Below are 26053 nucleotides of genomic sequence, written 5' to 3'. Positions count from 1 at the left end.
TTGCCTGTTGATTTCCGCTGCAGGCACTCGCTTTCCGCGGGCGGTCCGGGAGCCTCCTCGGTGCATTCGCACCTGCGGGGTCTCCCGCTGACACGCTTCTCCCGCAGGAGTCTCGTACCTTCCGCTCCAATCAACAGGGTGCAATAATCAACAATAAGCTTTAACACAGCCTTGTACAAAGAAAAAAGATTTGAGGAGGTAAAGGATGGAGAAATTTTCGCAAATGATTAGTCAATTAACAGGGATTATATGGGGGTTACCGATGATGCTGCTGCTATTAGGCGGCGGAATTTATTTAACCTTTCGCCTCAAGTTTTTTCAGATTCGTTATTTGCCTCACATTATTAGTCAAACATTTGGCAAAATGTTTGCCAAGAGCAATGCTCCCGGCAGTGTTACACCATTTCAGGCAACCACTTCCGCATTAGCATCGACAATGGGAGCAGCAAATATCGTCGGGGTGCCGGTTGCGATTGCTCTTGGCGGACCTGGTGCAATTTTTTGGATGTGGGCAGTAGCCCTCATTGGCATGGCAACAAAGTATTCAGAAGTTCTATTAGGCATTCATTACCGTCAGAAAAACGAAGAAGGTGAATGGGTCGGGGGGCCGATGTATTATATCGACAAAGGCCTCGGGTGGAAAAAAGCCGCTTCCTTTTTTGCATTCGCATTAATGATTGAAATTGTCGCAAGCACAATGGTGCAAGCGAACTCGATTGCGACGACTGTGAAAGGATCGTTCGGCATTTCTCCCGTCATCACCGGTGTTGTCGTCATGATTCTAGTTGGACTTGTTACATATGGCGGAATTAAATCAATTGGCAAAGTTTCCGAGCGGTTAATACCGTTAATGGTTGTTTTATATTTAGTCAGTGCACTTGCCGTGCTGTTTGTCAATATTTCCGAAATTCCAGCTGCTTTTGCGTTAATCTTCCAGCATGCGTTAACGCCAATATCCGCAACAGGCGGTTTTGCTGGAGCGGGTGTCGCTGCTGCCATTCGCTGGGGGCTTGCACGCGGTTTATATTCGAATGAAGCAGGAATGGGAACGGCGCCAATTGCTCACTCAGCTGCCAAAAATAATCACCCGGCAAAACAAGGGTTTTGGGGAATATTTGAAGTGATTGTTGATACTTTGATCGTCTGTACGATTACGGCTTTAGTCATCTTAACATCTGGAGCGTGGACTAAAATCGGTCCGAATGAGGCTTCTACAATGGTTACAAAAGCTCTTGAGCCGGTATTTGGCGCCTCTTTATCAGGAATGATCATTTCCACAGCTTTATTCTTCTTCGTCATCACAACCGTCATTGTGATTGTATACTATGGAGAAAAACAAGCGGAATATTTATTCGGTACTGCATTTTCAAAGGTCATGCGGTTTGTGTATATCGCGTCCATTTTAATCGGTACGATCGGCGGTTTAAAGTTTATATGGCAATTTTTAGACTTAATGCTGGCTTGTGTCGTTGTTCCAAATATGATTGCTTTACTATTTTTAAGCAAAAAAGTCCGAACGATTACAAATGATTATTTTACGAAGCTTTCTCGAAAATCCGATCTTAAGGAACAAGACGATTCAAACGCAGCAAGCTGAGGATTTATATAGAACGAGGAGGGTTCATCTCATGTTTCAAAACATCAGCTTACTTCCAATTGAACGGCAAGTAGAAGTTTTGACCGAGCATTTAGTTTCAATTAACAGCATTAATGGAACAAAAGGCGAAGTGGAAATTATTGAAGAGTTATATAAAATTGCCGCGAGTTTTCCTTATTTTAAAGAAAACAAGGCACATATATGGCTTCAAGATGTTCCAAATGACCCGCTTGGCCGTAAAAACCTTTTCGCCTTTGTAGAAGGAAAGGCGAAATCACCTGTTACGATTATTTATCATTCCCATTTGGATACGGTTGGAATTGAGGACTTTGGTTTATTAAAGGATCATGCTTTTTCACCTGATGAATTAGCTGAATATTTTAAAACGTATCAAGCGAATCAAGACGTGAAAAAGGATGCATTATCAGGAGATTGGCTATTTGGGCGCGGTTCTGTTGATATGAAAAGCGGAGCTGCTGTCCACCTCGCGAACATTTTACATTTTTCACAGCATCCCGAAAAGCTTCAAGGAAACGTATTATTAATCTTTAATGGGGATGAAGAAGGGGAGCACCGGGGAATTACGGCTGCCTTACAAGAATTAAAACGGCTGCAGCATGAAAAAGGGTTAGAATATGTGCTGGCTATTAACACCGACTTCATCACACCGCTATATGACGGTGATCAGCATCGCTACATTTATACTGGAGCAGCAGGCAAGCTTTTGCCATGCTTCTATATTTATGGAAAAGAAGTGCATGTCGGTGATACATTAGCTGGTATTGACCCAAACTTTATTGCAGCCAAAATTACGGAACGGCTGCATAACAACTACAAATTAACAGAATTTATTCCAGGGGAACTCGTTCTCCCGCCAACCTGTTTATATCAGCGGGATAATAAAGAGTCGTATACCGTGCAAACAGCAACAAGCAGCCAGCTCTATTTTAACTATTTTGTTTATGAGGCAACACCAGATCAAGTGCTCGAGCAGCTAGTTAAGGAAACAAAGCAGGCATGCCAAGAAGCGGAACACTATTTACGTGAGCAATTTCAAAATTATTTGCTCGTAACTGATTTACCTCCACGTGAGCTTTCTTGGGAAGTGGAGGTCTTAACTTATGGTGAATATGCAGAGGAATTACATCGTAAAGGCATTGATACGGATAAAGTATTGGAAGACATTTTAAGCCGAAATGAAAAGACAGATTTACGCGAGCTTTCCTTTAAAATGGTTGATGCGCTGCAGCAATTAGATCCTGAGAAAAAAGCACGTGTGATCCTATTCTTTGCAGCACCATTTTTACCGCATAATTATTTAAGTGATAAAAACTCACGTGATCAAGAGCTGCGCGAAAGTATTATTAAGGTTTTAAAAGAAGTGCAGGAGCAGACAGGTGAACAATTCGCCTTGAAAAAGTTCTTTCCGTACCTGGCCGATGGCAGCTTTTTATCCATCCACGAAACAGAGGAAGAGCTTGAACCATTATTAAAAAACTTTCCGAAATGGGATCAATTATATCCACTTCCATACGAAACAATCCGGAATTTAAACATTCCATCGGTCAATATGGGCGTATTCGGAAAAGACGGCCACAAGTGGACCGAGCGGGTGTATAAACCATACTCTTTCAAAACACTGCCTTTATTGATTCAGAAAACAACAGTTGAGATTTTATCTAGGCACGCGCGTTATTCCCGGATAGTAGGGTAGAGTTTGGGGTCTGTCAGTCCTTGAATTTTGTCGATAATAGAAGAAAAGAGTTAAAGAAACGTATAATTAAATATGGTAGAGATGATGGATTTATTATTTACCGGAGAACACCTGTCAAAACAAGGTGTTCTTTTTCTATTATTAAGATGTTAAGCAAGCTTATAAATATTTTGGAAGATTATACTAGTAGCAAATTTCTAAAGCATGAAAGATTGGACATTGAACAGCTACCTATAAGATTAGATTTGAAAATAAGTAAAAAATTACCACGAAAAATCAGATGGCAGTGATTATAATCAATGGTAGAAATGCACCTTTGTATTACCAGCCAACTTTTAAATAAAAAGGAGTGGCAAGGTTGGAAAAGAAAAAATTCTTCTATTGGATCATCCCCATGATTCTGTTCATTGGCTTTTTAGGAAATGCTGTTTATGCTGCGGGACAGCAAGAAACCTCCAACGGAAAGCAATCATCTGCTTTAAAAGGGCAATATTACCTCGAAGACGTGGTCAAAATTTATGTACCCTCCACTTATAATGTAGATCAGCCCATAGACAATACTCCATATGTAAATCAATCGTTAGAGAAATTCTCTGAAATGTTTGGGGGAGCAACAGCTATTGATGGAACTGGAGCCTGGTTATCAGATCAAGATCAGCTGGTTAAGGAAAAAGTCACGATTGTGTATAGCTTTGCAGAAGATTTGGACAAGAAAAAGATTAATCAAGTAGTTGAGTATGCAAAATCTCTAAAGGAAGAGATGAAGCAATCATCGGTATCGATTGAAGTGAATGGAAAGATGTATTTTATTGAATGATTTTTTAAGAGTCTAATAGCTTTTTATATGTGGTAAATAGGCGCGAAATCAATAAAAAGAGGCTGGAATGATAGACTTAAATCCAGCCTCTTTTTAACCATTCATGTTCTTTTGGGTCATTCAAAAATGGCTTCAGCAGCTTTGCTGGAGCCATTTTTTCTTTTCCTATCTTCGGTTTAGGCAATAATAATAGAATGCTGTAATCAGGGATTTGGATTAGGATTTTTGCTAATACATTACTGTATCTTATCTGGTATATGTATTAACCCTAAACTCTGTGCGATATTTAACAGCAGATCTAGCTCCTGACTATACTGAATGGTTACTTTTGAGTTTATACCCCATATCTTTGCGCTTGATATCATTAGCTGCCTTTTTTCTTCTATTGTTTTTCGTAATAAATCCACTTATCCCACCACCTTAATCAGTCCTATTAAAATGTTGTTTTCTCCATTTGTGAAAGTAATATTTTGATGTATTCCAACTTTTCTAATTACAATAATACTTTTGATAATATTACCATTTATTACTCGTGATGACTATAGTCCGTAGACTATTTGTCACAAAATGGTCAATAATGACCTCGAATAGGAGGGGTTTATTTGAATATTGAGGTCATTTTCGGTAAGATCTTAAGGAATCTTCGTGAAGAAAAGAAAATATCCCAAGAGCAACTCGCACATTTATCAGAGCTAGATCGAACCTATATCAGTTTATTAGAACGAGGAAAACGCCGTCCAACTATTAATACAATATTTGCCTTGTCTCAAACCTTAGGATTAAAACCTTCTGAATTTTTAGCTAAAATTGAAAAGGAATTATATTAGAATGCATACTAGGAATTGTGGTCTTGTGAAATGAGAGATGGACGATAATTCTGGCGTTCTTGTATATTGTTGTTTGGCTTGGGTTCCCTTCAGGTTTCGCAGGCTTTAATAGTTAAAAAGAGCAGGGGGAGAGAGAAAGGAGGATAAGCTAGAGAACATTGCTAAATTGGTCGCTACGCCTGACAAAAGAAAAATCGTCCTTTCTGTAATGGAGGTTGGGCACCTTTCATTATTGAAAAGGAGGATTTTTTTTGTTTTTTTTAATTTTTAGTTGTCTATAAAGACCGCCTACTTCTAATTATTCATCGGTATAAATTCAAATTTAGTTATTATAATTTCAGCTTCCTGTTTATCTAAAGGTGCTCTGCCCTCCATTAACCATAGGTTTATATCTGCCTTTTCGTTTTTGGTATCAGGAATATCCTTTCCATTATAGGACCATTCCTTGATAAGATACCATTCCAGCGGACTTGGAGGGTCTGAGTAGTGTCCATGCAGTGACATAAACTTTATTTCTGAGGGTGTCCATTTAAAGCTATGAGTTGACCTGTATCCGTTAAGCGATGTCTGAAACCGTTCAATATTAGAAGGATTTGTATATGGCTGGACAACGTATTGAGAGTTTAATGCATTGGGATTTCCCCATTTTGCAAATTCAATATCGATTTCCCGGTAGTTATTCGCTTCCGCATCATCAGAAATGCTGTCATACGTAAATAAACCCAACGTAATATTCGGGTCTAGCTGGTCAGGGCGTCCATCAATAAAGAAACGGTACGTTCCATAACCTAACGTTTGGGTATTGTATACTTCTGCGCAATACCATTTATTCTTGCGTTTTGTTATCTTCAAATGAAGCCTTCCTTCACGATCAACCCATACATTGTCATTGCTGCCTGAAAAATAGTTTGGTCCAGGTCCCCATTTCCTTCCAGAAGAATCTTTAACATTCCAAGTGTAACCACTCCAGTTAATCGTTCTGCCGCTTGTCAAATCATTCACTCCTTATTGTTAAGTTTTTGACATTACATAATATGAATCTTAACTTTATATGAGCGTATGTTTGTCCAAATATAAAGGAAGAGTCTCATATTCCGCATTTCAATTGTAGCCTTGATATTTTAGGGATTTTCCTAATTATATTCTTCAATCCTTTAGTGTTGTAAATAGGCACCAAATCTATAAAAAGAGGCTGGTATGATAGAATCAATTCCAGCCTCTTTTAAAAGAATTCGCATATCAATTTTATTTCGCCAATAGTGATTCCTTCAGCCAATTTTTCCCCTCTACGATTCGGCTGACCATCATCGCAGAAACGGTGTTGCCGGCTGAGTTCAGCAGTGTTGCCGGGGCATCAATAATCGTACTGATGACCGCGATAATCGGCAGCACTTCTGGCGGGAAACCGAACACACTTAGGATCAGCATCTCGCCAATCATACCGCCGCCAGGGATCGCCCCCATCACTGCTCCCACCAAAAAGGAAACAGCCAGGATGCTTAGAATGCTTGTCAAACTTGTCATGTCTTTGCCGAACAAACTGAATAAGAACACAATCTTAAACACGCCGCCCAGGACAGAACCATCTTTATGCGTGTTGGCTCCAAGCGGGATCATCGTTTCGGCAATATCCTGCGGAACGCCCATTTTTCTTACAGCCGCAAGGTTAATCGGAATACATGCTGCACTTGAGCATGTCGCAATGGCACTGACAGAAGGAGTGATGGCATTCTTCCAAAATACTTTAACTCCATCCTTCCCGCCAGCCGCAAAGGCATAAAGCGTAAAAAAGCCAAAAAAGTAAATAATAGTTAAAACGAGATAAAGAACAAAGACCCGTACATATCCACCCAAAATCTGCGGACCAAGCTCACCAATGATCGTCGCAAAATAACATCCAAGACCGATCGGAGCATAGTACATCACAAAGCCTACAATCTTCATCATCACGGCAGAACCGGAAGAAAGAAGATTAGCAATCGGCTTACCTTTCTCACCAGCCATCGCGGTTGCCAATCCGAATAAAATTGAAAAGACAATCAGCTGAAGCATATTATTCTTCGAAAATAGCATCTGAAAATCAGGCACTGTAAAGGCCTGAACAAGCTGCCCGAGGAATGTGACCCCTTCTGCATCTGGATCAACTGCAGCGTCAGTCATAATACTCTTAATGGAAGAAATATCGGCATCCTTAAGCGGATCCACAATCGAAATCCCGATAAATCCCAAAATGGCAGAAATCACAGCCGTAATAAAAAAGACTGTAAACGTTCCTCCCATAATCTTCCCAAGCCTCTTCATCCCGCCCATATTCGCAAGACTGGAAGAAATGCTAAAGAAGACAAGCGGCACAATAATCATAAACAATAAATTTAAGAATAAATCCCCAAAAGGTTTTACGACCGCTGTCTTTGGACCGAAGACTACTCCGGCTATTCCGCCGATTAAGATGGAGACTAGCAGGAATATTGTTAGCTTGTAATTTGATAGAATCTTTTTCATGATGGCTCACCTTTCATTGGTTTCGAGAGTACTATTATATAACTAAATATACAAGGAGAAGAAGGTAGTTAGAAAATTTTATTATTTTCTATCAGTTTTTAGCGATTGAAATTTGTAAAAAAGATTGACTCTTATACAAGATTTCAGACTTTCATTCTTTACAACAAAGTAGCAAAAATATTTTCTAAAAACGGTAACCCTTCAAAATTTTTACAAAGGTATGCTGATAAACTGTTATCAAGGAAGATCTATTAAGTTACAATTGAACTACAAGTAATAAAGTAAGGGGGATAATGTTATGGGGAATTGGATTTTCCAGGGTAATCCTAAGTAATTTGGTGCAAATACATTCAAGAAAATGAAATAGTTGATTGGAGTATAAGACAAAAGCAATTTTTAGATGAGGTTCTGGTTGGAGATAGGGTTTTTATTTGGCGGTCAAAAGGGAGGATTATAAATTATAATGTCGTCATTTCATTATTTAGGTTGTGCGGTTACTTGACTATGAAAAATACCAACCCTATCCTTAAAATCAAGAGTATTCTAGGGCGGAGGAAGTGATATTTACGGATATATAGCTTTAGAACATAGCTGAGAACCAGGATGATCCTACTGTTTAATTCCTGAATTTCTTCATCCCTTACGAATCAAGCGCATGTAGTTTCACTCAAATACATCATGACAAGTATTATTGGCCTTAACCAATCGAAACTTTACCGAACCCCTTCAAGAAGCCGTCCGAGGGAGACAAGGAGAGTATATTTTTATTAACCCTAGAAGAAAATATAAGTTCATACATATATAAAAATTATATTATTTTGGAAGGTGATTTAAAATGAAAATCTCCGCACAAGGAAGAAATTTAAGGAAAATTTTTGAAGAGAAAGTTACATATGAAATACCGGATTACCAAAGGCCTTACTCTTGGTCGAAACAAGAGATTGAAGACTTATTTACAGATTTAGATTCAATAATTCATTCTGAAAGTATTCATTATTTTGGTGCTTTTGTTTTTAATGATGAAAGAAGAAATGATTATGTAATTGAAGTTATTGATGGACAACAGAGATTAACAACTATTGCAATATTTCTTTATGTCCTTAGATATATATATAGTTTGGGGAGATTCAAGTCTTTTGATGGAGTAGAGCACAGAAGTAATAAACTAAAAGAATATCTTGAGTTTCTTGATGATGATGGACAAATGGTAGGTTCTAAACTGAAACTAGGTGAGTTAAATAATGAGTTTTTTGAGGAATACATAGTAAAAGCATGGAGTAAAAGCTTAAATGAAAGAGAAGACATCGTTAGACGATTTAAGGTAATGGAGAAATATAATGCATCAAAACAAATAAAGGAAGCATTTCAAACTATTTTAGACAAAGTTAACAATAGAATCAAAGACCTTGATGATAACTTTGCTATAAAATACATTAAAGAAATACATGAAGCATTACTAAAAAAATTTGAAGTGGTTGAAATTATTGTAGAGCAAGATGCAGATGCCTTTCTTATATTTGAAACATTGAATGACAGAGGATTAGAACTTTCTTCTGTAGACTTGATTAAAAACAGGTTATTTAAGAATTGTTCTTCGTATAGAGATTTCAATGAAATAAAAGAAAAATGGATAAATATGATAAGAATTGTCGACGATTCAGTAAAAAAATATTTACGTCATTATTGGATAGCCAATTACGAACTTGTTTCATATCCAGGCTTATTTAAAGCAGTCAGGTTAAAGGCTGACACCTATGAGATTTCTAAGAAGCTAATTAATGAATTATACGAATTAGCACCGTATTATAATGCATTACATAATCCTTCTAGTGACAGTTTTGGCAATACTAAGTTAAAAAGAGTTCTAGAAAATATGAATAAATTGAATTTTGATCTTACACATCCTATTTTAATTGCAGGAATTGAAAGATATAAAGCTGATGAAGAAATGCTTTATAAGCTGGTTAGACTATGTTTAAATTTTTTGATTCGTTATATTACTGTAATGAAGGAGAAGCCAGGGGTAATTGAAAAAGAAATTGGAATTTTGGCAAGGGATTTTAAAAAGGATGGGGATATATCAAAGATTAGTTCAAAGTTTCAGGAGTTGGCAAAGGATAGTGAATTTAAAGAAAAAATGATTTCACTTACAGTTAACTACAGAAGTCCATCAACGTTCTTTATTTTGACAGAATATGAAAAAGCTTTACATACTGAAGACTGGATAGCTCCTGAGAGAGCAGAAGTAACAGTCGAACATATTTTGCCAAAAACTGTAGATTTCAATATAGTGGGAGAAGGTGAATGGGCAACCAACTTTACTTTAGAAGAACATGAAGTATATTTAGATAAATTAGGTAATCTAACTTTATTAGGACCTTCTGCACAAGGAAGAGCAGGAAACAAAAAGTTTAAAGATAAACAGAGTGTTTATAAAACAGATACAGATATGTTAATGACTCAAGGGTTAACTAATTATGTTAATTGGACAAAAAAAGAAATAGAAGAGAGACAAATTAAAATTGCGGAAGAAGCAGTTAAAATATTTACATTGAAAGTAGAAAATATAAAATAAGCTGAGAAATAGGAAAAGATAAGGAGGGGAAGCCCTCCTTTTAAAGTTGTCTGAATATCTCAAGCTCTTCTTCTTCTATAAAACTGGACAGAGAAAACCGAATTGTTGACCTTACTTGATCTATCGTTAAGCCAATGGCTGCCAGGACGTGAGATGGTTTACTTGAGCTGCATGCTGAGCCAGTAGAAGCAGCAATAATAGGTGCAAGGTTTTTAACTAATAGCTCATTATTAACCCCTTTAAATTGAACACTAACGATGCCCGGGATCTTTGCAGTGTTGTCACTATTTATATGAATCTGGTCCTTGAACTTTTCATTTAATAACTTGATTAAATGATACTCTAATTCTCTTAGTTTATTAATGTTGTCAACTAGGTTTCTGCGGGCTATTTCTGAAGCTTTTCCTAAACCAACAATATTGTGAACGGCCAGAGTTCCGCTTCTGATTCCATTTTCTTGTCCACCACCATGAAGCAGGGGAGTTATCTTTGTTGGTAGTTCATATTCATCATTTCTAATAAATGCAGCACCAATTCCTTTAGGACCATGAAACTTATGTGCTGAACACGATAAAAATGTAATACCTGGGTAATTGGACAAGTCCATTTCAATTTTACTCACAACTTGAGTAGCATCAGTGTGTAAGAATACGTTGCTTTCAAGACAAATATTTGAAATTGCAGCCATATCATTTAATGAGCCTAACTCATTGTTTCCCCAAATGACCGTTACTAAAATGGTCTTTTCAGTTATTTCCTTCTCTAAATCTTCAATGTCAATTCTTCCGTATTGATCAACGTCAAGGTAGGTAACTTCAAATCCTTTAGTTTCAAGATACTGACAGGTTTCTAAAACTGAAGGATGCTCGACTTTAGTTGTAATAATATGATTCCCCTTTTCGGAGTAATGGTCAGCCACACCTTTTATAATCATATTATTGCTTTCTGTAGATCCACTGGTAAAAACAAGTTCTGTATCCTTACATCCTAATAAAGAAGCAAGGGCATTTCTTGCTTCTTTTACTGCTTTCTTTGCATTTTCTGCAGGTGCATAATACTTACTTGATGGGTTTCCAAACTCCTCCATCAGATAGGGGAGCATGGCATCTTTAACTTCGGGATGTATTTGAGTCGTTGCGCTATTATCTAAATACAACATTTATATCACCTAGTTTTCCATTTTCAATAGGTTTAAAAGAAGTTTTTCATAATTGCCTGCATGTTTGTACTCATTGTTTAGTAATTCAATTCCTCTTTCCAAATGGGCGTTAAAGAGGTCAGGGAAATATTCTTCATCTGGAACATTTCGTTTTGCATGCTGTCTAATTAGTGCTTTATAAATATAGTCATTTTCCCCTGTCATAGCATTTCTGTGTATATCAACACCCGATTTATTCTCAACAAGTTCGGGCGTAGTAGGTATGTTTAATGATAAGGAAACTGCAATACGGGATAAGATATTCCAAGTTAGACCAGTAGCACCTTGCAGAGCTACTAACCGTTCACCAGTTTCTTTGGATGTCTTTAATCGGAAATTCATAAGCTCAACTCCATTTGTTTAAAGGGAAAATATTGATTCAATATACGTGTTTCTTTCTTTTCAACATTAAAGTCCAGCATATATTCTTTTGCGACATGCTCCCTCAATATATCGTAATGTTCCTGATCAATTTCAGTATCGGTTGAAAGAATAATAGCTTGTTTCCCGCAATTAGGAATAAATTCTTTCAAGACTGCAGCTTTATGTGTTTTATCTAATCGTCCTAGCAGTGTATCAAAGATGAAAGGAACTTTTCGTCCAGAACATTTAAATATTGCCCATATAATCGATATAAGCAGAATTTCTTTTTCACCTGCTGATAGGGTGGATTTCTCAATATAGTCCTTTTGTGAATCGATTAACCGAACGTCATAAGTATCAGGGTCTATAAGAATAGAAGATACATAATTGTGCTTTCTAAAGATTTTCTTTAACATGGAAGAAGCTTCAATTTGAACTTGCTGGAGTTTTTTCTTTAATTGAATCTCACGGAACCTGCGGCTTAAAGCAATAATCTTCTGTGATTCCAGGAAAGAACTCTTAGTCTTATCATCATCTCGTAAGGTACTCTGTATTTTATCAATTCCAGAAAGAATCGACTCCAGCTCTTTTTTCCAATCTTGAATTTGTGCCTCAGAATTTGATAATTCATCATCAAGTTTCAACAGCATTTGTTGAGCCTTTTCCATTCTTTGCAGCATATCAGTAAACTCATTAGTATCATCATTAGTTCTTAATTTTTCCCTTAACTCTTGTAATTCTGCAAGTTTGATTTTGTTTTCTTCAATGATGCTGATGCATTCTTTATCAGCATCACTCATAACCTTTAAGTGCATATTTTCAATTAAACTACTTTCAGAAAAGGATGCCCCATGAATAGTAGAAATTGCCTTTTCAGGTTTCAATAAATTTAATAACTGCTCTTTAACATCCTGGCTCTCACTAGGATTTATAGTATTGGAGACGGAATGTAATATGTTGTGAATTTTTTCATCTGTAAGCTTTTCACCTAGTTGTTTGTACAGCTGTAAAGCTTCTTCATTCTGAATTTGTTCTCTTGTTTCACTTAGCAGTCCCTTCGTTAAATAGAAGGGGAGAAGGTTTGAGACAAAACCTCTTATAGATTCCAAGTTTTGTTTTCGTGTTATGTCGATTTGGTTCATTTCTTTGATGATTTTTTCTCGTTCACTTTTAATTAATCCACCATATTTTTCGAAATCATGCTTATCTCGTTGATATTCATCGAGTAGTTCTGATTTTTGTGCTCTTAAGTCATCTAAATTAGCTAGGGAAGCAGCAATTTTCCCTCTAAGGTCTTTTTCTCGATTATTTAACTCAAAAAGTTCTTGTTCCAATGATTCCATTTTTTTACCATCTAAGGATTGGTTGGAATAGAATTCAAGATCTTCTTCCAAAGTCTCAAATAAATCAAGGTTAAAAACAACCCGTGATAGGTTTTTTAAGTAGTCAGACAGAAGATCTTCGTTCACAATTCTGGCAATTTCTTCACCATCAAAAAGACATAAGTCCAATAACTGTGGTGGCATAATTTCTTTAAGTTTTGATTGAAAAAGTTCTTTATCATAATCTGAAAAATGCTTGCCATTAGCAACGATATCAAAAGTTTCTTTTAAACTTTTATTTGTGAATCTCCAATAACGGTAAAGGACATAATCAATCTTTTCAAAATCATCAATTAGAGAAAATTCCAATTTGATTCTAAAATTATTTTCTCCAATCTTTTTTGCATTATGATTTAAGATACTTTGTACTCTTTTGTAATACTCCGCACTTTCTGTTTTAAAGCCGTACCCATATGAACCGAATAGCCCCAGTTTTATGGCGTTTAGTAAAGTTGTTTTTCCAGCACCATTCTCACCACCAATGAGAACTACATTTTTTCCGTTATTCGGGAGGAAATCGAAAGAATTAGTCCCTTTATAAGCTCCGATATTGGTTAGTTGAATTTGATTAATAATCATCTTATAACCTCATTTTCTACTATAGGTGTAAATAATCTTGTTTTAGAGCTTTACCAATTTCGTTAATTAATCCTCTTCTAACTTTATAGCCAGAGTATTCTTTTTCTATTGATATAAGCTTTTTAAGGACCTTAATATCTACCTTAAATTGGTCAGCCAATAGCTCTAGGTCGGATATCTGCTCATTATCAAATAATGGACGATCATCTATTTCCCAATCAATTGAACGACCCATTATTTCTTCGTAAATAGTTGGGATTGGGTCTTCCCATTCTCCATTTTTAAACCAGATTTTCCTAATCGCTTTAAGTTCATCTATACTAATTAACTCGTAATGAGGATCATCGGGATGCTTTAAATCTCTTTGTACTTTAAGTAATCTGACTAAAATTTCCTTCCGTGCTTCCATTGTATAAGGACCTAAACCTAATTGAGCATGCTTAAGTACTTTCTCACCGTCTAGCATTTCCTCCTCATAAGTAACTAAGATCTTTTGATCCTCTGGTGCACTAAGGTCAATATTATTTCTTTCTATATAATCTTTAAGTTTTTCTTTCTCCATAACTGTGTATTGATCTAATGGAATTTGCTGCTTTGGTCTACCGGATTTTTTAGGTATCATGACATGAGGAATGCCATCAATTTCTTCAATCTTAACTTCTTTATAATAAATTTGCCCGTTCATTCTATACTTCATTCTTTTATCACGATGGTCTCTAATACTGGTCAACCAGTTCCGGAAATCAAGTAAAGGTTTCATCCAGTCGTGTCCACTTTGGATAAACCCGCTAAGTGCTTTATCTTCATTAACAACGGTACAAACCCAGCAGCCAAATCGACTGTTGCCACAAGAGCCAGCACTTTCTTTTACTGATTTATCAACAACAAGTGGGCATTCTCCACTATTTGAATCTTGGTATAAACGATGTAATTCATGATTATCGTCACCCCAGGGAGATGGGTGATTTAATAAGTAGTCCCAAACATCATCAAGTGTGAAGCTTCGAATAGGAGCGTAAACATATGCATTTGAAAGAGTTGAGTGTCTCATAAATGTTTTACCTTCAACCGAATGGGAACGGATTACATTTCCACGCGTAGCACTCTCGTCTTCACGGACTCCTAATACCATAATAACTTCTCCAAAAGAGGAGACTTTGTCCATTATGAACTGATTTGCAGGGTCAATTTTCAAACGGTCCGTACACCACCGAAATTGCTGATTAGGAGATGGATACCCTTTTCCAATAATGTTTACCCAAAATGATTGCTTGATGACTGGCTTTACTTTGTGAGTCTCTATTGGAAGATCTCTCTTTAAGGCTTCATCTTGTATTCTTCTTAGTGTTTGGTTAATTGAATTAATAATTAAAGGTGTTTCTACCAGTGTGTCTGAGGAAATTACATAAACCTTTTTATGTAATTCCTCTTTGTCCATTTCAGCAAGAGCCTCAAAAACAAGCTGAACTACTACTGTTGAATCCTTTCCGCCACTATAACCTACTACCCAGGGGCGGTCATCTTCTTTATATGCTTTTTTAATATGCTTTTTAGCTTCTTCTACATAAGGCATATTTTTGGACAGCAAATTGCTGATGATCCCGTTCGACATATTAAACTACTCCTTGAAAGAATTTATCTTCTAATGTCTGTTCAGACTCAGTTAAAGGAAGGCCAATTAATTGCTTAATTTTATTTGAGGTTAACTGAATCGTATAAGTTGTCTTTTGAATCCTTCCATTTTGGTTAAATGCTCTGCCTAACCAATCGGCAGTGTTACTTCTATTCCAATCAACTTTAGAAAGTTTCTTTATATATTTCTCCCAGTCCTTATCGTGATATTTAATAAGATAATTTCCGACCAAACCCATTGCTTCTATAAATACTCCATGGCCTACAATGTAATTGGCTCTTAAATCTCTGGGGGTTAATTCCTTTTTAAAGACCATGTTCCATTCTACAATAGAATCAGATAAAACGGACCAATATTGCTTAAGAAAATCTTCTTCTGATTGGCTAATTTCATCGCCTTTGGATTTCCCTAATAATCTTAAGTTTGTATTGAAAATATGATTTAATGCCATAATTTTAGGAGAGTTTTTTGAAAGTGAAACTCTCTCTTTATCTGTATATCTATTGAGTATAGGAATACTAGAAATCAGCTCTTTTGTAATTAAAGCAAGACGATCTCGATGGTCATAAAGAATTCCTATTGAAGATGTTGTATTTACTGCGTGTCTATTAAGATCGGAAAAAATTTGCTGTGATTTTCTTAATCCTTCATCATGGTAGAATACGACTGAAATCGTTTCATTACCTAGCTCTGGAGAAATTTTTAAAGCCTCTTCAATTGCTGCTCTTCTATGCTGTCCATCATTTATTAAGAACCTTGCATCTAGGGAAATTCTTAATTGGCCAAGGTCATTTAATGATGATTCTTTATTAAAAGGAATAAATTTGATATCGCCATCAATTGAAGCAGTTATAGAAGAGAAAACATAATCTTTTTGGTTTTCAACTATGTAGTTGGTCATTTCAGGTATACGAGCTTTGTTTAAAATTCTTTGTGATCTGTGCTCCGGTGGAATTTCTTCTTCGTCGAACAGAAATATTTTTGGAATAATTCTTAAAGGACACATAGCAACAAAATATTCTTTGCCAGCCTGTATGCCTCTAATAGCAGGGAAATTATAACTAAATGTCGCGTCCATGTTCTTTCCTCCTTTTTACGTACGTAATCTTATGAATTATTATAAACTTAGTTATTCTTCTTTACAATAAAAATGCGAACTTTTATTCGGTTTTTTTGAGCTGTAAAATAATTGTAAGTAAGGTGCTTACCTTGCTTAATAATTGGCAGGGTAGTGTGATATGATGTTGTTAGTAAAAGATCAAGTATTCGGAGATGATTTTAGAATGAATACCACAGAGATTTATTTCTTAAATTTCTTAGAGAATATAAATGAAGATGCAGCTTTTATTGCAAAGAAAATGGAAGAGCTCCTTTTTGAAGATCCAAGCAGCTCTATTGTTAAAGCTAGACTATTTGCAGAGGAAATTCTTAATGAAGTTTTTAAGCAAGAGGACATTGAGGCGCCTTATTTGTCAACTTTACACGATAAAATTTCCTTTCTTTCCAGAGAGGGGTACATAAGAAGAGAAATTCAGCAATCATTTGATACCATCCGATTATCAGGAAATAAGGCTGCACATGATGGGAAATTCAACGATATTACTGCAGCATTCAAGTTGCATAAAGAGATGTACAAAATTGGGGTTTGGTTTTATGAAGTCTATTCATCAGAACAAGTTAAGATCCCATTTTATGAAGTACCAAAGCCTAGACCTAAAGAAAATATTGAGGATATTGTAAAAAAACAAATATTAGACCTCATAGGATCTGGTAAGTTCGAATCGTCTATGAAAGAAGTAGTTGAATCAGGTTCAAAAGTAGACGTTAGAGATGAAGAGGAAATTAATGATGAAAAATCTGACTCAAAGGAAGAGTCAATTTCTCCTCTTTTTAAGACAGATTTAAAAGAGGGTGAAAGTTATCTTCTAAGAGAGCTTAAAAGACTAAAGGATTCTTCTCAGGAAGCTATTGAAAATGCTAGTCAGTTTAGTGCATTTAAAGATTATATGCACGTTGACAGGAAAATTCAGGTAGATTTAGAGTCCATTTTAAGTGCACGTAAAAATGATGTGAAAGGGAATTTAATTCTTCTATGCGGAAGTGTCGGAGATGGAAAGTCACATCTATTAGCTTTTTTAAAAGAAAAAAAAGCAGACTTAATAAACGACTACAGAATTTTTAACGATGCTACAGAAAGCTTCTCTCCAAGGAAAAATGCAATGGAGACATTGGAAGAAGTACTTAAAGGATTCTCAGATCAATTAATAGAACATAATGATCAAAAAGTGATACTAGCTATAAATATGGGTGTTTTGCATAATTTTATTAATACAAAACATAAAGAATACACTTATAATACTTTAAAGAAATTTGTTGAGAAAAGTGAATTGTTTTCCCAAAATATCACAACACATTTCAGTGATGATTTCTTTGATTTACTCAGTTTTGGTGATTATCATCCATATGAAATTTCGGAACAAGGAGCTAAGTCTTCATTTTACACTGCGCTACTTGAAAAAGTGTTCATGAAATCTGATAACAATCCTTTTTATTTAGCTTTGCAGCAGGATGAAAAAAATAATGTTCATACAATGGTTCACGAAAACTATAAGCTTATGCAAAATAAATTTGTTCGTGAACAGGTTGTTCAACTCATTATAAAATCTATTGTAATAAAAAAATTAGTTATCTCAGCAAGAGCTTTTCTAAACTTAATTGCAGATATTATTATTCCAGATGAAGTTAAGAGTACAAAGCTACTCTCCGAATTTGATGTACTGGAAAGTTCATTGCCTAACCTGCTATTTAATAGAAAAGACAGGTCTACAATATTAAATGCAGTGAGTCAGCTAGATCCAATTCATAAGAGATCCGAGTCAATTGATCAGGTAGTTATAGAATTGAATACACTTAATGATTGGGATTCTCTTATTAAAGAATATATAAAAGACGAAACACCCATTACCTGGTTATCTTCCTTTAATTCTAAGGAAACCTTAACAGATTATTCTTTTAACATGTTTTTTGAATCATTTATTCGAATTACTTACCTTACGAATGTAAATTTTTCATCAAAAGTATCTGATGAAAGTTACTTAGATTATTTAAAAAATCTGTATTACTTTAATACAGGCGACAAAAGAAAAATTAAAGGCTTTTATGATGAAATTAAAACAGCTCTTTATAAATGGAAAGGCAGCCCGAAGAAAGATTATATATATCTAAATAAGCCTTCTGATAAATATCGCTTATCCCAGAAATTAAATTTAAAACCTACGATTGAACATTTAAAGACGAATCCAAAAGAAATTCTAGATTCCTTTAAGTCTTCTATTGTTCTTGCATACCATGATGGTAATGCTGAAAATAAAATCTTCCTGGATATCGATTATCCTTTATATTCCCTGCTTAGAAAGGTACAAGAAGGATACCGTCCAAATAAAAAAGATGAAGAAGATGCAATCAAGTTTGTGGAGTTTATTGAAAAAGTTATGGCTTTCGGAGATAAGAAAAAAGAGTTATTGGTTTATTTTCCGAAAGATAATAAGTTCTACATTATTAAAAAAGATGATTTTGGGGCGTTTGTATTTGAAAGGGAGTAATAAATATGGTTGAAACATTAGATCGTGAATATTTAAAAGATCATTTAACAGGAAAAGGGAAGCATGATACAGGCAAGGTTATTGATGTCTTACCTTTTTTAACTAAACGGACAAAAGCTATTAGAGATTTTAATAAAGTTCTAGGGGAATACGTAAGAAAAGTTTGTGAATTAAACTTAGATGAACAAGCACTAAAAGATCGGGAATTTTACTTATCTGAAGAAGAAAATGAACTAAGTGAACTTATTGCAAGTAATGTTGAGTTCGAAGCAGATGATGACATGTATGATTTTGTACGTTTTCTTGATCAATATTTATTTAATCAGGATGAAATAAATCCAGTTCATCCTTTCTTATTTAATTATATAAAAGTGGATAAAAAAAATAAAAATGAGTTTAGCAAATATGCTCAGTTTATGAGTGAAACTCTTGTACAAAATAATTCGGAAATACAGTCAATTTTCAAAAATAAAAGTGCGGATGATATTTTAACAGAACTGATTTTAAGTAAAATGGAAGCTTTAAAGGAAACAAGCAGAGAGAAGTTAGACCGTAAATATCAGCCATTACTTAACCCTTTTATCGAGTCATACCAAGAGGATCTAGTGTACTTAAGTAAGTTTAAGGATTATTTTTTAACTTCATTTCCGGTCCTAACTCATTATTATGTATTTATGTATGCATGCCAGCTTATTTTTAAATTTGATCAATTTACTGAAGCTGATTTTGAAAAGGTTCAGCCTCTATACTTTGCTTTGGAATGGGAATCAATTAGCAAGCGAAGAAAAGCAGCAGATGAACTAGAAGGGTTTAAATATATTAAAGAAAGTGCAAGTAACTTATTTCCACATATCCATACCATATCTCATTTAAGTCATAGCTTTATTAACAACAATCAAGAAGAGAAATATTCATTTGTTCCTTATAGTACTCTATACAACAAAATATCTAATCAAGGGAGCGAATTCGAAGCTGCCTTCCTTCTAGATTTAAAAGAGTGGATTAGAGAATATTCCAAATGGGCTGGAGTTAATATCGATGACTATTCAACCACTATCCCAGAGGCATTTAAAACCTTATTTAAGTGCTTAAAAGAGGGAATGAGCACAGGTGTGTGCATTAAGTACGGTAAGAATATTGAAGATCTGGGGGCTAATCAATTTCTTAAAAGTAGAGGCAGCCTGGGGCAAACCTTTAACATGAAACATGATTTTCTGCTTCTCTTAACAGCAGTATCTGTGAAAGATAAGCGAATACCGCTAAACGATTTATTCCGGGAATTTGAAAAAAGAGGTATTTCATTTGATCGTTATTCCAAAAAGGAAATCATAAGCTTATTTGATAACTTAAATATATTAGACAAAAAAAGTGATAGTGGTGATGCTCAGTATGTCAAACCAATTCTATAATTATATATCCTCATTATTAGCAGACTATTTCGCAAATCATGGAATCAATCCTGGTGACCGTTTTTATTTACAATTAGACAGTAAAGAAGATGTGTCCTCATTTATTCAAGGGTTGAAAAATATCGAAGGAATTACTCCATTTAAATATAAACATGAACTTGGCGATGAATACGAGACGTTCGCCATTACTTTTGGATTAACCAAACTAGTAGTTGCGTATACATCAGAAAATGTAAAGCCTGATTTCCTTGTGACGCTGAGAAACCTGGTGGGAGAACAAAAAGGAGTTTGGGAAAAGACAGCATTAATAAGTATCGTTGCAGAACAGCTTGATTCTATTCAAGGAGGCAGCAGCGATTTACAAAAGGAAGGTATGCCTCTTCATCCAACCTCCCTTTTTAATAGTTTGAAAAATGAAATTGAGAATAGTGTGCTTGAAAAAGAAGAGCAGATTATCCTTTTAGATAACCTGGAAAACTTGATAAAGGAACAATCATTTCAACATATTACTTTTTTTGAGTTCGAAGATATTTTTACTACTTTGCAAAAAGGGTCTATAGAGGATAAGGAGTATCATAAATTTGGACTATTTAAAGATCCAGATCTAGCTAAGTTCAAAGGAAAAGAGCAAAGACAAAGGCTAAAAGACAATAGAGACTTTTTTGAATTTGTTAGGAAAGTCCATGATTTTGGCCTGGAGCAAGGGGAATTAGAAAAAAGATTTACCCCGGAAGGAGCAAAAGAACTAATGGGAGAAGAGTGGAAAGAGTCGCTCTATACCCGAGTTCATAAATTGCATGAGGATTATTTAGATATAAATAAAAAAATGAAGGTGGAATTAAAAAGCATTAAAATCCAGGATAAATTAATATTTTGGGATAAACCTCAAAAAGATACTTCAGCAGGCCAAAGAAAAAGATATATTATTGTCTTTAACCCTGATAATAAAGAGGAAGTACGCCTGGATTCTGCCTTCAGCTTAAGTGGTAATTTAAAAAGCCTTTCCTCAAAATTTTTAAAGGTACCGAAAAAATTTGAGCAAATTTTTGATCCGAATGTTAAGTTAACTAATATTTCAGTGGTTATTAAAACGGAAAAAAATAAGCCCACGTTTCTCAAGTTTGCCTATAAGCATGACAATAAAGCAACTTTAGGAGCGGAGTTTCATATTGCTGTTTTGCCTATTGACCCAGTTTATTTAGATCGATATAAGTCGACTTATTCGGTTGATCCTATATCTGAAAATATTGAGCTACAATACGAAGAAGATGAATTGACTTTTGGAAATGGCTTGAGCATTAAAAACGAAGAAGTTCTTGAAGATAATCAAACCTATTCAATTACAGAGGATGAAAAATTGAATATAAGGCCACTTCCTGAAGCATTTAATGACAATGATGAATTAAAAATCAAAATTAAATTTGATGAAACTACTGTTCCTCTATTGTTAAAAAATGAACTACCAGAATCAATGCCTATTAACGGCCAAAGAATTTGGAAGTTGGTTAGAGAAACAGGTAAAAATATTCAATGGATTAAAGAAAATAACCGACTTGTTCTAGAAAACAGGGAGTTTTATTTCCATTCTGAATATCGAGAGTTTTTTGAGTGGGAAGATTATTGGATTGAAAACGGTCTAAAAAGTGCAAGACATGAATCAGACCAACTATTGCCTGTTGATCTCAAATTAAGTGATGACCTAAGAGAAGTATATAGCAGGTTTATTACTTATTTTAAAATCAGCAATACGATTCCTAGCTTGTCATATGTATCCGAAGACTTAAAAAGGCGGGCACTTGAATATATTGAAGTATATAATAATGAAATTAACAGATTTAAAAATGGATCCCCAGCAGGAAGAAAAGGGAGAGATTTATTTAAGTTAGGTACCATCTTTTCAAATGGGATAGTTTATTTTACTCCATTCCATCCTGTAATGGTTGCATTTAAATTAAAAATATATGAACTTTTACAGTTTGAAGAAGTTGATAATAGTATTTTGAATAGACTTAGTCCTGATTCCTTGATCCCTTTTATATATGATGAAAATGAAACCTTATATAAACCTGACCACCAGCAAGCAGCTTTAGAATGGCTTACATTTAAGCCAGTTAATAAAGTGTCTGTTTCTGATGCAAATCAATACTTAGCAAAAGTAGTTAGTGATAAAATTATTCAGTTTAAGGAACATTTCTCATATTTGTTTATTCAAAAGTCGATGGCTCCATTACAAATTAATATTCTTAATATAGCTAACGATAAAGAAGTTATAAGAGGAATTTTCCAATGGATGTTAAAAGAAATTGATAAAGAAGGCATTGAAAGCTTAAAACCTGTCGAAGTTACTCTTTATATAGATGAAAGTGTTGAAAGCTATTTTGATTTATTCTCTAGAATAGAAACTGTTGAGGAATTTGAGAATTTTTTTGATGTAAAACTTAAAACGAAAGAATTAGATGCAGAAGATCTCTTAAGAGTTATTAGAGAAAAACTTTTCTTTTATAAACAAGAACCAAATTCTGAATTAAGGTATGCTCATATTTCATTTTATAAAATGCATGCGCAAGAGCATCATGCTGTACAGCCTATAAATGAAATGAATTCGGGTTTTGCAATAGAAGGCATTTATTCTAGTGTTCCTTCTATGAAAGATGAAGAAAATTATAAAAGTGGGTTTGGTACTAAGGGATATGGTTTAAATGATAATAATTATTTAACAAACACTGCTTTTTATGTAAACGAACTTGCTGCTAACTTAAGGAACGGCGGTAATGATAGCTACAGAAAAGGTGAGGCAATCTTTTCAAGAACCACAACTGCTGATGAAGAAACTCTAGAGAAAGTATTTAATTCATCATATTGGGTCACTTTTGTAGATCCTTCTGTAGACTTGGAGTTTTTTAACAAATATGATGGGAATCTAGTTGTTATACATTATAGTGATCAATACTCTTCATCTAGCCGATATGATGCTATCACTGTCACTGATAAATCCCAGCAATATTATGCAGTAATAAAAGAGTTCTTGAGTCAAAAAGATATTGAAGGAACTGAAGGAAATGTTTTGAACACTATAAAAGCATTTAATACTTTTAATGGTGAATGGCTGCTACGAATCATAGGAAGTAAGGGACATTACGATAGAGAGAAACTAAGCATCATCTCTGCTATAAAATATTCAGTTTCTTATTTTGATCACCCTAATATTTTATGGGTTCCTATTTCTCTGGAAGAGATATTAAGAGTTGCTGGAGCGGTGAGCCTTAATAAATCGGATGGCATATTTACAGCGAAAAATTTGGGGGTAAAGGGCAGTCACAGTGATGACCTGCTTTTAATCGGTTTAGAATCGATTGAAGATAAGATTTCTCTTCATTTTTATCCGGTTGAAGTAAAAATAGGTATAAATAAAGGTGAAGTTCTTGAAAAAGCTCGGAAGCAAGTACATCAGACAAAGAAATTATTCTTTGATGCTTTGACAGGTGAGATGGGTAGTACTTTTAAAGGAAGGTTCTATCGTAATTTCTTTGCACAATTGTTAATTTCAAATGCAAAGAAGCTCGCGCAAAGTGAGTTTTGGAAAGACAAAAATTACGAACTGACAGACAACATCATAGAAAAGCTTTTAAAGGATCAGTATTGCATTACTGATCATTTGAAAGGTTATATAGGTGATGGGGCTATCCTCTCTTTTCAAAAGAATGCCTATCATAGAAGTGCAAAATTAGAAGATGATGTCTTATTGCTAAATCTCACAGAAAAAGATGGATATGAAGGGCTAGTAACCCCAATAAAAGAAATGAGACATTGGATTCAAGAGGAGCCTAATGATTTCATAAAGGAAAAAATGCTCTCATCCTTATATAAGGCTGGTGAAAAATTACACCAAGAAATTGGTGAAGATAGGGAACTCCCACTTCACACAGGTGTAGAAAAAGAAGAGTATCAAGTTACAGAGAAGGAAAACAAAACTTTAGAGCAAAATGAAGCGGATCAGCAGCATATTGATGAAAAAGAAAGTAAAGTATCTCAGGATCATGATACTGAGCCAAGAGAAAAAGCAGAGGATTTAGGATTAAATTCTTTAGGTAAAACAGAAACTGAGACTGATCGAAGAGATAAAGATGAGGAAGACAAAGCTCCTGAAGACGTTATAAAGAACGTGGGTAGTATTTTTGACTTGGCTAATGTAAGAATAAGAATTGGCAAAGCTGAAAACTCAAATCGTGACATATATTGGGAATACGGCAATAAAGGTCTTGCTAATAGGCACCTATTAATATCTGGTAAATCAGGGCAGGGAAAAACCTACTTCATGCAATGTTTATTGCTTGAAAAGTCTAAAATGGGGATCCCGAGTATTGTAATTGATTACACTGAAGGTTTCTTGCCGAACCAACTTGAGCCAGAATTTGTGGAATTCTTAGGAGATAAATTAAAGCAAAAAATTGTTTATAGTGACCAGCTACCAATTAACCCTTTCCAAAAAAATATTCGAGATATTGGTGGAATACAGCTACCAGAATCTAATACTGATGTAGCTGAAAGAATAAAAAGTGTCTTCGCTGCTGTTTATAAGTCTTTAGGAATTCAGCAGCAAAATGCTATATATGAGGCTGTGTTAAATGGGTTAGATGCATACGGAGATGAAATGAGTCTAGTAAAACTTAAAGTATTGCTTGAAGAAGACGGCTCAAATTATGCTAAAACAGCATTATCACAGATAAGGCCTTTAATAGACCGCAATCCATTTAGTAATAAGAATACACTTAATTGGAAAGATATTGTTGAGAGTAATGGGGAAGTGCATATAATCCAGTTAACTGGATTCCCGAGGGATGTCCAACTAATGATTACTGAGTTTATTTTATGGGATTTATGGAATTATTCAGTAAGAAACGGGAATAAAAACAAGCCAATGCCCGTTATTATGGACGAAGCACAAAATCTGGATCATACTGAAAAATCTCCATCTGCTCGGATACTGACTGAGGGACGTAAATTTGGATGGTCTGCCTGGTATGCTACCCAGTTCTTAAAATCTCAATTAGATTCCGATGAATTAGCTAGGCTTCAAAATTCATCCCAAAAGGTATACTTTTCTCCTCCTGAACAAGAGCTCTCAAATATTGCTGCGAGCTTATCAAAAGATAATCAGGATAAGAAATATTGGGAAAACATACTTGCTAACCTCAAAAAAGGACAATGTATAGTTCATGGTCCAATTTTAAAAGAAAATGGGGAACTGTCTAATCCTACAGTTACGATTGTTGATATAGTTTCACTATCAGAAAGAATATAAAAAAATCCCACCGTATCATTCAGAGCGGTGGGATTTTTTTATAATAAGGTTAATCTTAAATCTTCCATAGAAGTTTTATTTATTATTACTTGATTGATTTCTCTCAAACCCTTTTCAATAAAAGCAAGCATGTGCTTGTGCAATTCATCTTCATCTAATGGAGAATTGACTTCATTTATAATTAAATGTTTAAACAAAAGAAACTCTTTTTCTTTTATGATGCCATCCGGATGTAAACGCTAGAATAAAGTTGACACTTTTTGCTCGATAAGATTTTACACTTTTGCTCAATCAACCTACTACTTTAGTAAAATAGATCGTGACGTTATTTTACTGGAGGTTAGGATTTTGGAGGAGAAGTTAGTGTTATATATAAAGATTCAGGAATTACATAAGAGAAAGTTTAAAGTAGCACAAATCGCTAAGGAGCTTAAGATCTCAAGACCGACTGTCTATAAGTATTTAGAAATGACATTCGATGAAGCAAGAGCCTATACTGAACAGCCTTTGGGAAAGAAGAAAAAACTAGATCACTATAAAGACTGGATACTTG

At 34.9% G+C, this 26053-nt stretch carries 17 protein-coding genes; 9 read left to right on the top strand and 8 right to left on the bottom strand.

Annotated elements, in window-relative coordinates:
- The first annotated feature begins 205 nt into the window (after positions 1-205).
- The 3 genes from L634_RS0121085 to L634_RS0121070 all read left to right on the top strand — a co-directional run bounded on the left by L634_RS0121085 (position 206) and on the right by L634_RS0121070 (position 4128).
- Positions 206-1597 (top strand): alanine/glycine:cation symporter family protein, encoded by a 1392-nt coding sequence (locus L634_RS0121085; RefSeq protein ID WP_026584159.1) that lies wholly within the window; start codon positions 206-208, stop codon positions 1595-1597.
- Positions 1598-1628: 31 nt separating this feature from the next.
- Entirely contained in the window at positions 1629-3311 is a 1683-nt protein-coding gene (locus L634_RS0121080; protein WP_026584158.1) for a M20/M25/M40 family metallo-hydrolase, read from the top strand.
- Between the two features lie 358 nt (positions 3312-3669).
- Entirely contained in the window at positions 3670-4128 is a 459-nt protein-coding gene (locus tag L634_RS0121070) for a hypothetical protein (RefSeq protein WP_026584156.1), read from the top strand.
- 236 nt (positions 4129-4364) lie between these two features.
- Here L634_RS0121070 and L634_RS32905 read toward each other — a convergent pair whose 3' ends face one another.
- Entirely contained in the window at positions 4365-4535 is a 171-nt protein-coding gene (locus L634_RS32905) for an aspartyl-phosphate phosphatase Spo0E family protein (protein ID WP_084028960.1), read from the bottom strand.
- 195 nt (positions 4536-4730) lie between these two features.
- Here L634_RS32905 and L634_RS0121055 point away from each other — a divergent pair, with 195 nt between their 5' ends.
- Positions 4731-4955 carry a helix-turn-helix domain-containing protein gene (locus L634_RS0121055; protein WP_026584155.1) on the top strand — a complete coding sequence of 75 codons (225 nt, stop codon included), beginning with the start codon at positions 4731-4733 and terminating at the stop codon, positions 4953-4955.
- A 294-nt stretch (positions 4956-5249) separates the two neighbouring features.
- Here L634_RS0121055 and L634_RS31470 read toward each other — a convergent pair whose 3' ends face one another.
- Both L634_RS31470 and L634_RS0121040 read right to left on the bottom strand, forming a co-directional pair.
- The gene (locus L634_RS31470; RefSeq protein ID WP_051428383.1) at positions 5250-5948 is read right to left on the bottom strand and encodes a glycoside hydrolase family 16 protein; all 699 of its coding nucleotides are present in this window, start codon (positions 5946-5948) and stop codon (positions 5250-5252) included.
- A gap of 252 nt (positions 5949-6200) precedes the next feature.
- Positions 6201-7457 (bottom strand): dicarboxylate/amino acid:cation symporter, encoded by a 1257-nt coding sequence (locus L634_RS0121040; RefSeq protein WP_026584154.1) that lies wholly within the window; start codon positions 7455-7457, stop codon positions 6201-6203.
- A gap of 835 nt (positions 7458-8292) precedes the next feature.
- On the opposite strand from L634_RS0121040, the gene L634_RS0121035 reads away from it, so the two are divergent.
- Entirely contained in the window at positions 8293-10032 is a 1740-nt protein-coding gene (locus tag L634_RS0121035) for a DUF262 domain-containing protein (RefSeq protein ID WP_026584153.1), read from the top strand.
- A 40-nt stretch (positions 10033-10072) separates the two neighbouring features.
- Here the strand turns inward: L634_RS0121035 and L634_RS0121030 are convergent, their stop codons facing one another.
- From L634_RS0121030 to dndB, 5 genes are read right to left on the bottom strand one after another with little or no spacing between them, the layout of a single operon-like run.
- On the bottom strand, positions 10073-11191 hold the full coding sequence (locus tag L634_RS0121030; protein ID WP_026584152.1) for a cysteine desulfurase family protein: 1119 nt from the start codon (positions 11189-11191) through the stop codon (positions 10073-10075).
- A 9-nt stretch (positions 11192-11200) separates the two neighbouring features.
- On the bottom strand, positions 11201-11572 hold the full coding sequence (gene dndE, locus L634_RS0121025; protein WP_026584151.1) for a DNA sulfur modification protein DndE: 372 nt from the start codon (positions 11570-11572) through the stop codon (positions 11201-11203).
- Entirely contained in the window at positions 11569-13554 is a 1986-nt protein-coding gene (gene dndD, locus L634_RS0121020) for a DNA sulfur modification protein DndD (protein ID WP_026584150.1), read from the bottom strand. The genes dndE and dndD overlap by 4 nt, the downstream gene beginning before the upstream one ends.
- Before the next feature lie 19 nt (positions 13555-13573).
- Positions 13574-15166: a DNA phosphorothioation system sulfurtransferase DndC gene (gene dndC / locus L634_RS0121015; protein WP_026584149.1), complete on the bottom strand. Its 1593-nt coding sequence runs from the start codon at positions 15164-15166 to the stop codon at positions 13574-13576.
- A 1-nt stretch (position 15167) separates the two neighbouring features.
- Complete coding sequence (gene dndB / locus L634_RS0121010) at positions 15168-16265, bottom strand: DNA sulfur modification protein DndB (protein ID WP_026584148.1); 1098 nt, start codon at positions 16263-16265, stop codon at positions 15168-15170.
- Between the two features lie 160 nt (positions 16266-16425).
- On the opposite strand from dndB, the gene dptF reads away from it, so the two are divergent.
- From dptF to L634_RS31460, 4 genes are all read left to right on the top strand, one after another.
- A complete protein-coding gene (dptF, locus tag L634_RS0121005; RefSeq protein ID WP_232233809.1) occupies positions 16426-18789 on the top strand; it encodes a DNA phosphorothioation-dependent restriction protein DptF in 2364 nt (787 codons plus the stop codon).
- Positions 18790-18794: 5 nt separating this feature from the next.
- On the top strand, positions 18795-20198 hold the full coding sequence (dptG, locus tag L634_RS0121000) for a DNA phosphorothioation-dependent restriction protein DptG (protein WP_026584146.1): 1404 nt from the start codon (positions 18795-18797) through the stop codon (positions 20196-20198).
- Positions 20179-25500 (top strand): DNA phosphorothioation-dependent restriction protein DptH, encoded by a 5322-nt coding sequence (gene dptH, locus L634_RS0120995; protein ID WP_026584145.1) that lies wholly within the window; start codon positions 20179-20181, stop codon positions 25498-25500. Before dptG ends, dptH begins: the two co-directional genes overlap by 20 nt.
- A 363-nt stretch (positions 25501-25863) precedes the next feature.
- Positions 25864-26053: helix-turn-helix domain-containing protein (locus L634_RS31460; RefSeq protein ID WP_157452422.1), on the top strand; the 190-nt coding region annotated here is incomplete at its 3' end.

It is taken from the genome of Bacillus sp. J33, assembly GCF_000518885.1.
Classification (GTDB): domain Bacteria; phylum Bacillota; class Bacilli; order Bacillales; family Cytobacillaceae; genus Cytobacillus.
This window is presented reverse-complemented; position numbering and strand designations above follow the sequence as displayed.

What these genes read in the sequence shown, in the direction of transcription:
- L634_RS0121085 (WP_026584159.1), top strand. Translation starts at nt 206, where the DNA reads ATGGAGAAATTTTCGCAAATGATTAGTCAATTAACAGGGATTATATGG.
- L634_RS0121080 (WP_026584158.1), top strand. Translation starts at nt 1,629, where the DNA reads ATGTTTCAAAACATCAGCTTACTTCCAATTGAACGGCAAGTAGAAGTT.
- L634_RS0121040 (WP_026584154.1), bottom strand. Translation starts at nt 7,457, where the DNA reads ATGAAAAAGATTCTATCAAATTACAAGCTAACAATATTCCTGCTAGTC.
- L634_RS0121035 (WP_026584153.1), top strand. Translation starts at nt 8,293, where the DNA reads ATGAAAATCTCCGCACAAGGAAGAAATTTAAGGAAAATTTTTGAAGAG.
- L634_RS0121030 (WP_026584152.1), bottom strand. Translation starts at nt 11,191, where the DNA reads ATGTTGTATTTAGATAATAGCGCAACGACTCAAATACATCCCGAAGTT.
- dndE (WP_026584151.1), bottom strand. Translation starts at nt 11,572, where the DNA reads ATGAATTTCCGATTAAAGACATCCAAAGAAACTGGTGAACGGTTAGTA.
- dndD (WP_026584150.1), bottom strand. Translation starts at nt 13,554, where the DNA reads ATGATTATTAATCAAATTCAACTAACCAATATCGGAGCTTATAAAGGG.
- dndC (WP_026584149.1), bottom strand. Translation starts at nt 15,166, where the DNA reads ATGTCGAACGGGATCATCAGCAATTTGCTGTCCAAAAATATGCCTTAT.
- dndB (WP_026584148.1), bottom strand. Translation starts at nt 16,265, where the DNA reads ATGGACGCGACATTTAGTTATAATTTCCCTGCTATTAGAGGCATACAG.
- dptF (WP_232233809.1), top strand. Translation starts at nt 16,426, where the DNA reads ATGATGTTGTTAGTAAAAGATCAAGTATTCGGAGATGATTTTAGAATG.
- dptG (WP_026584146.1), top strand. Translation starts at nt 18,795, where the DNA reads ATGGTTGAAACATTAGATCGTGAATATTTAAAAGATCATTTAACAGGA.
- dptH (WP_026584145.1), top strand. Translation starts at nt 20,179, where the DNA reads ATGTCAAACCAATTCTATAATTATATATCCTCATTATTAGCAGACTAT.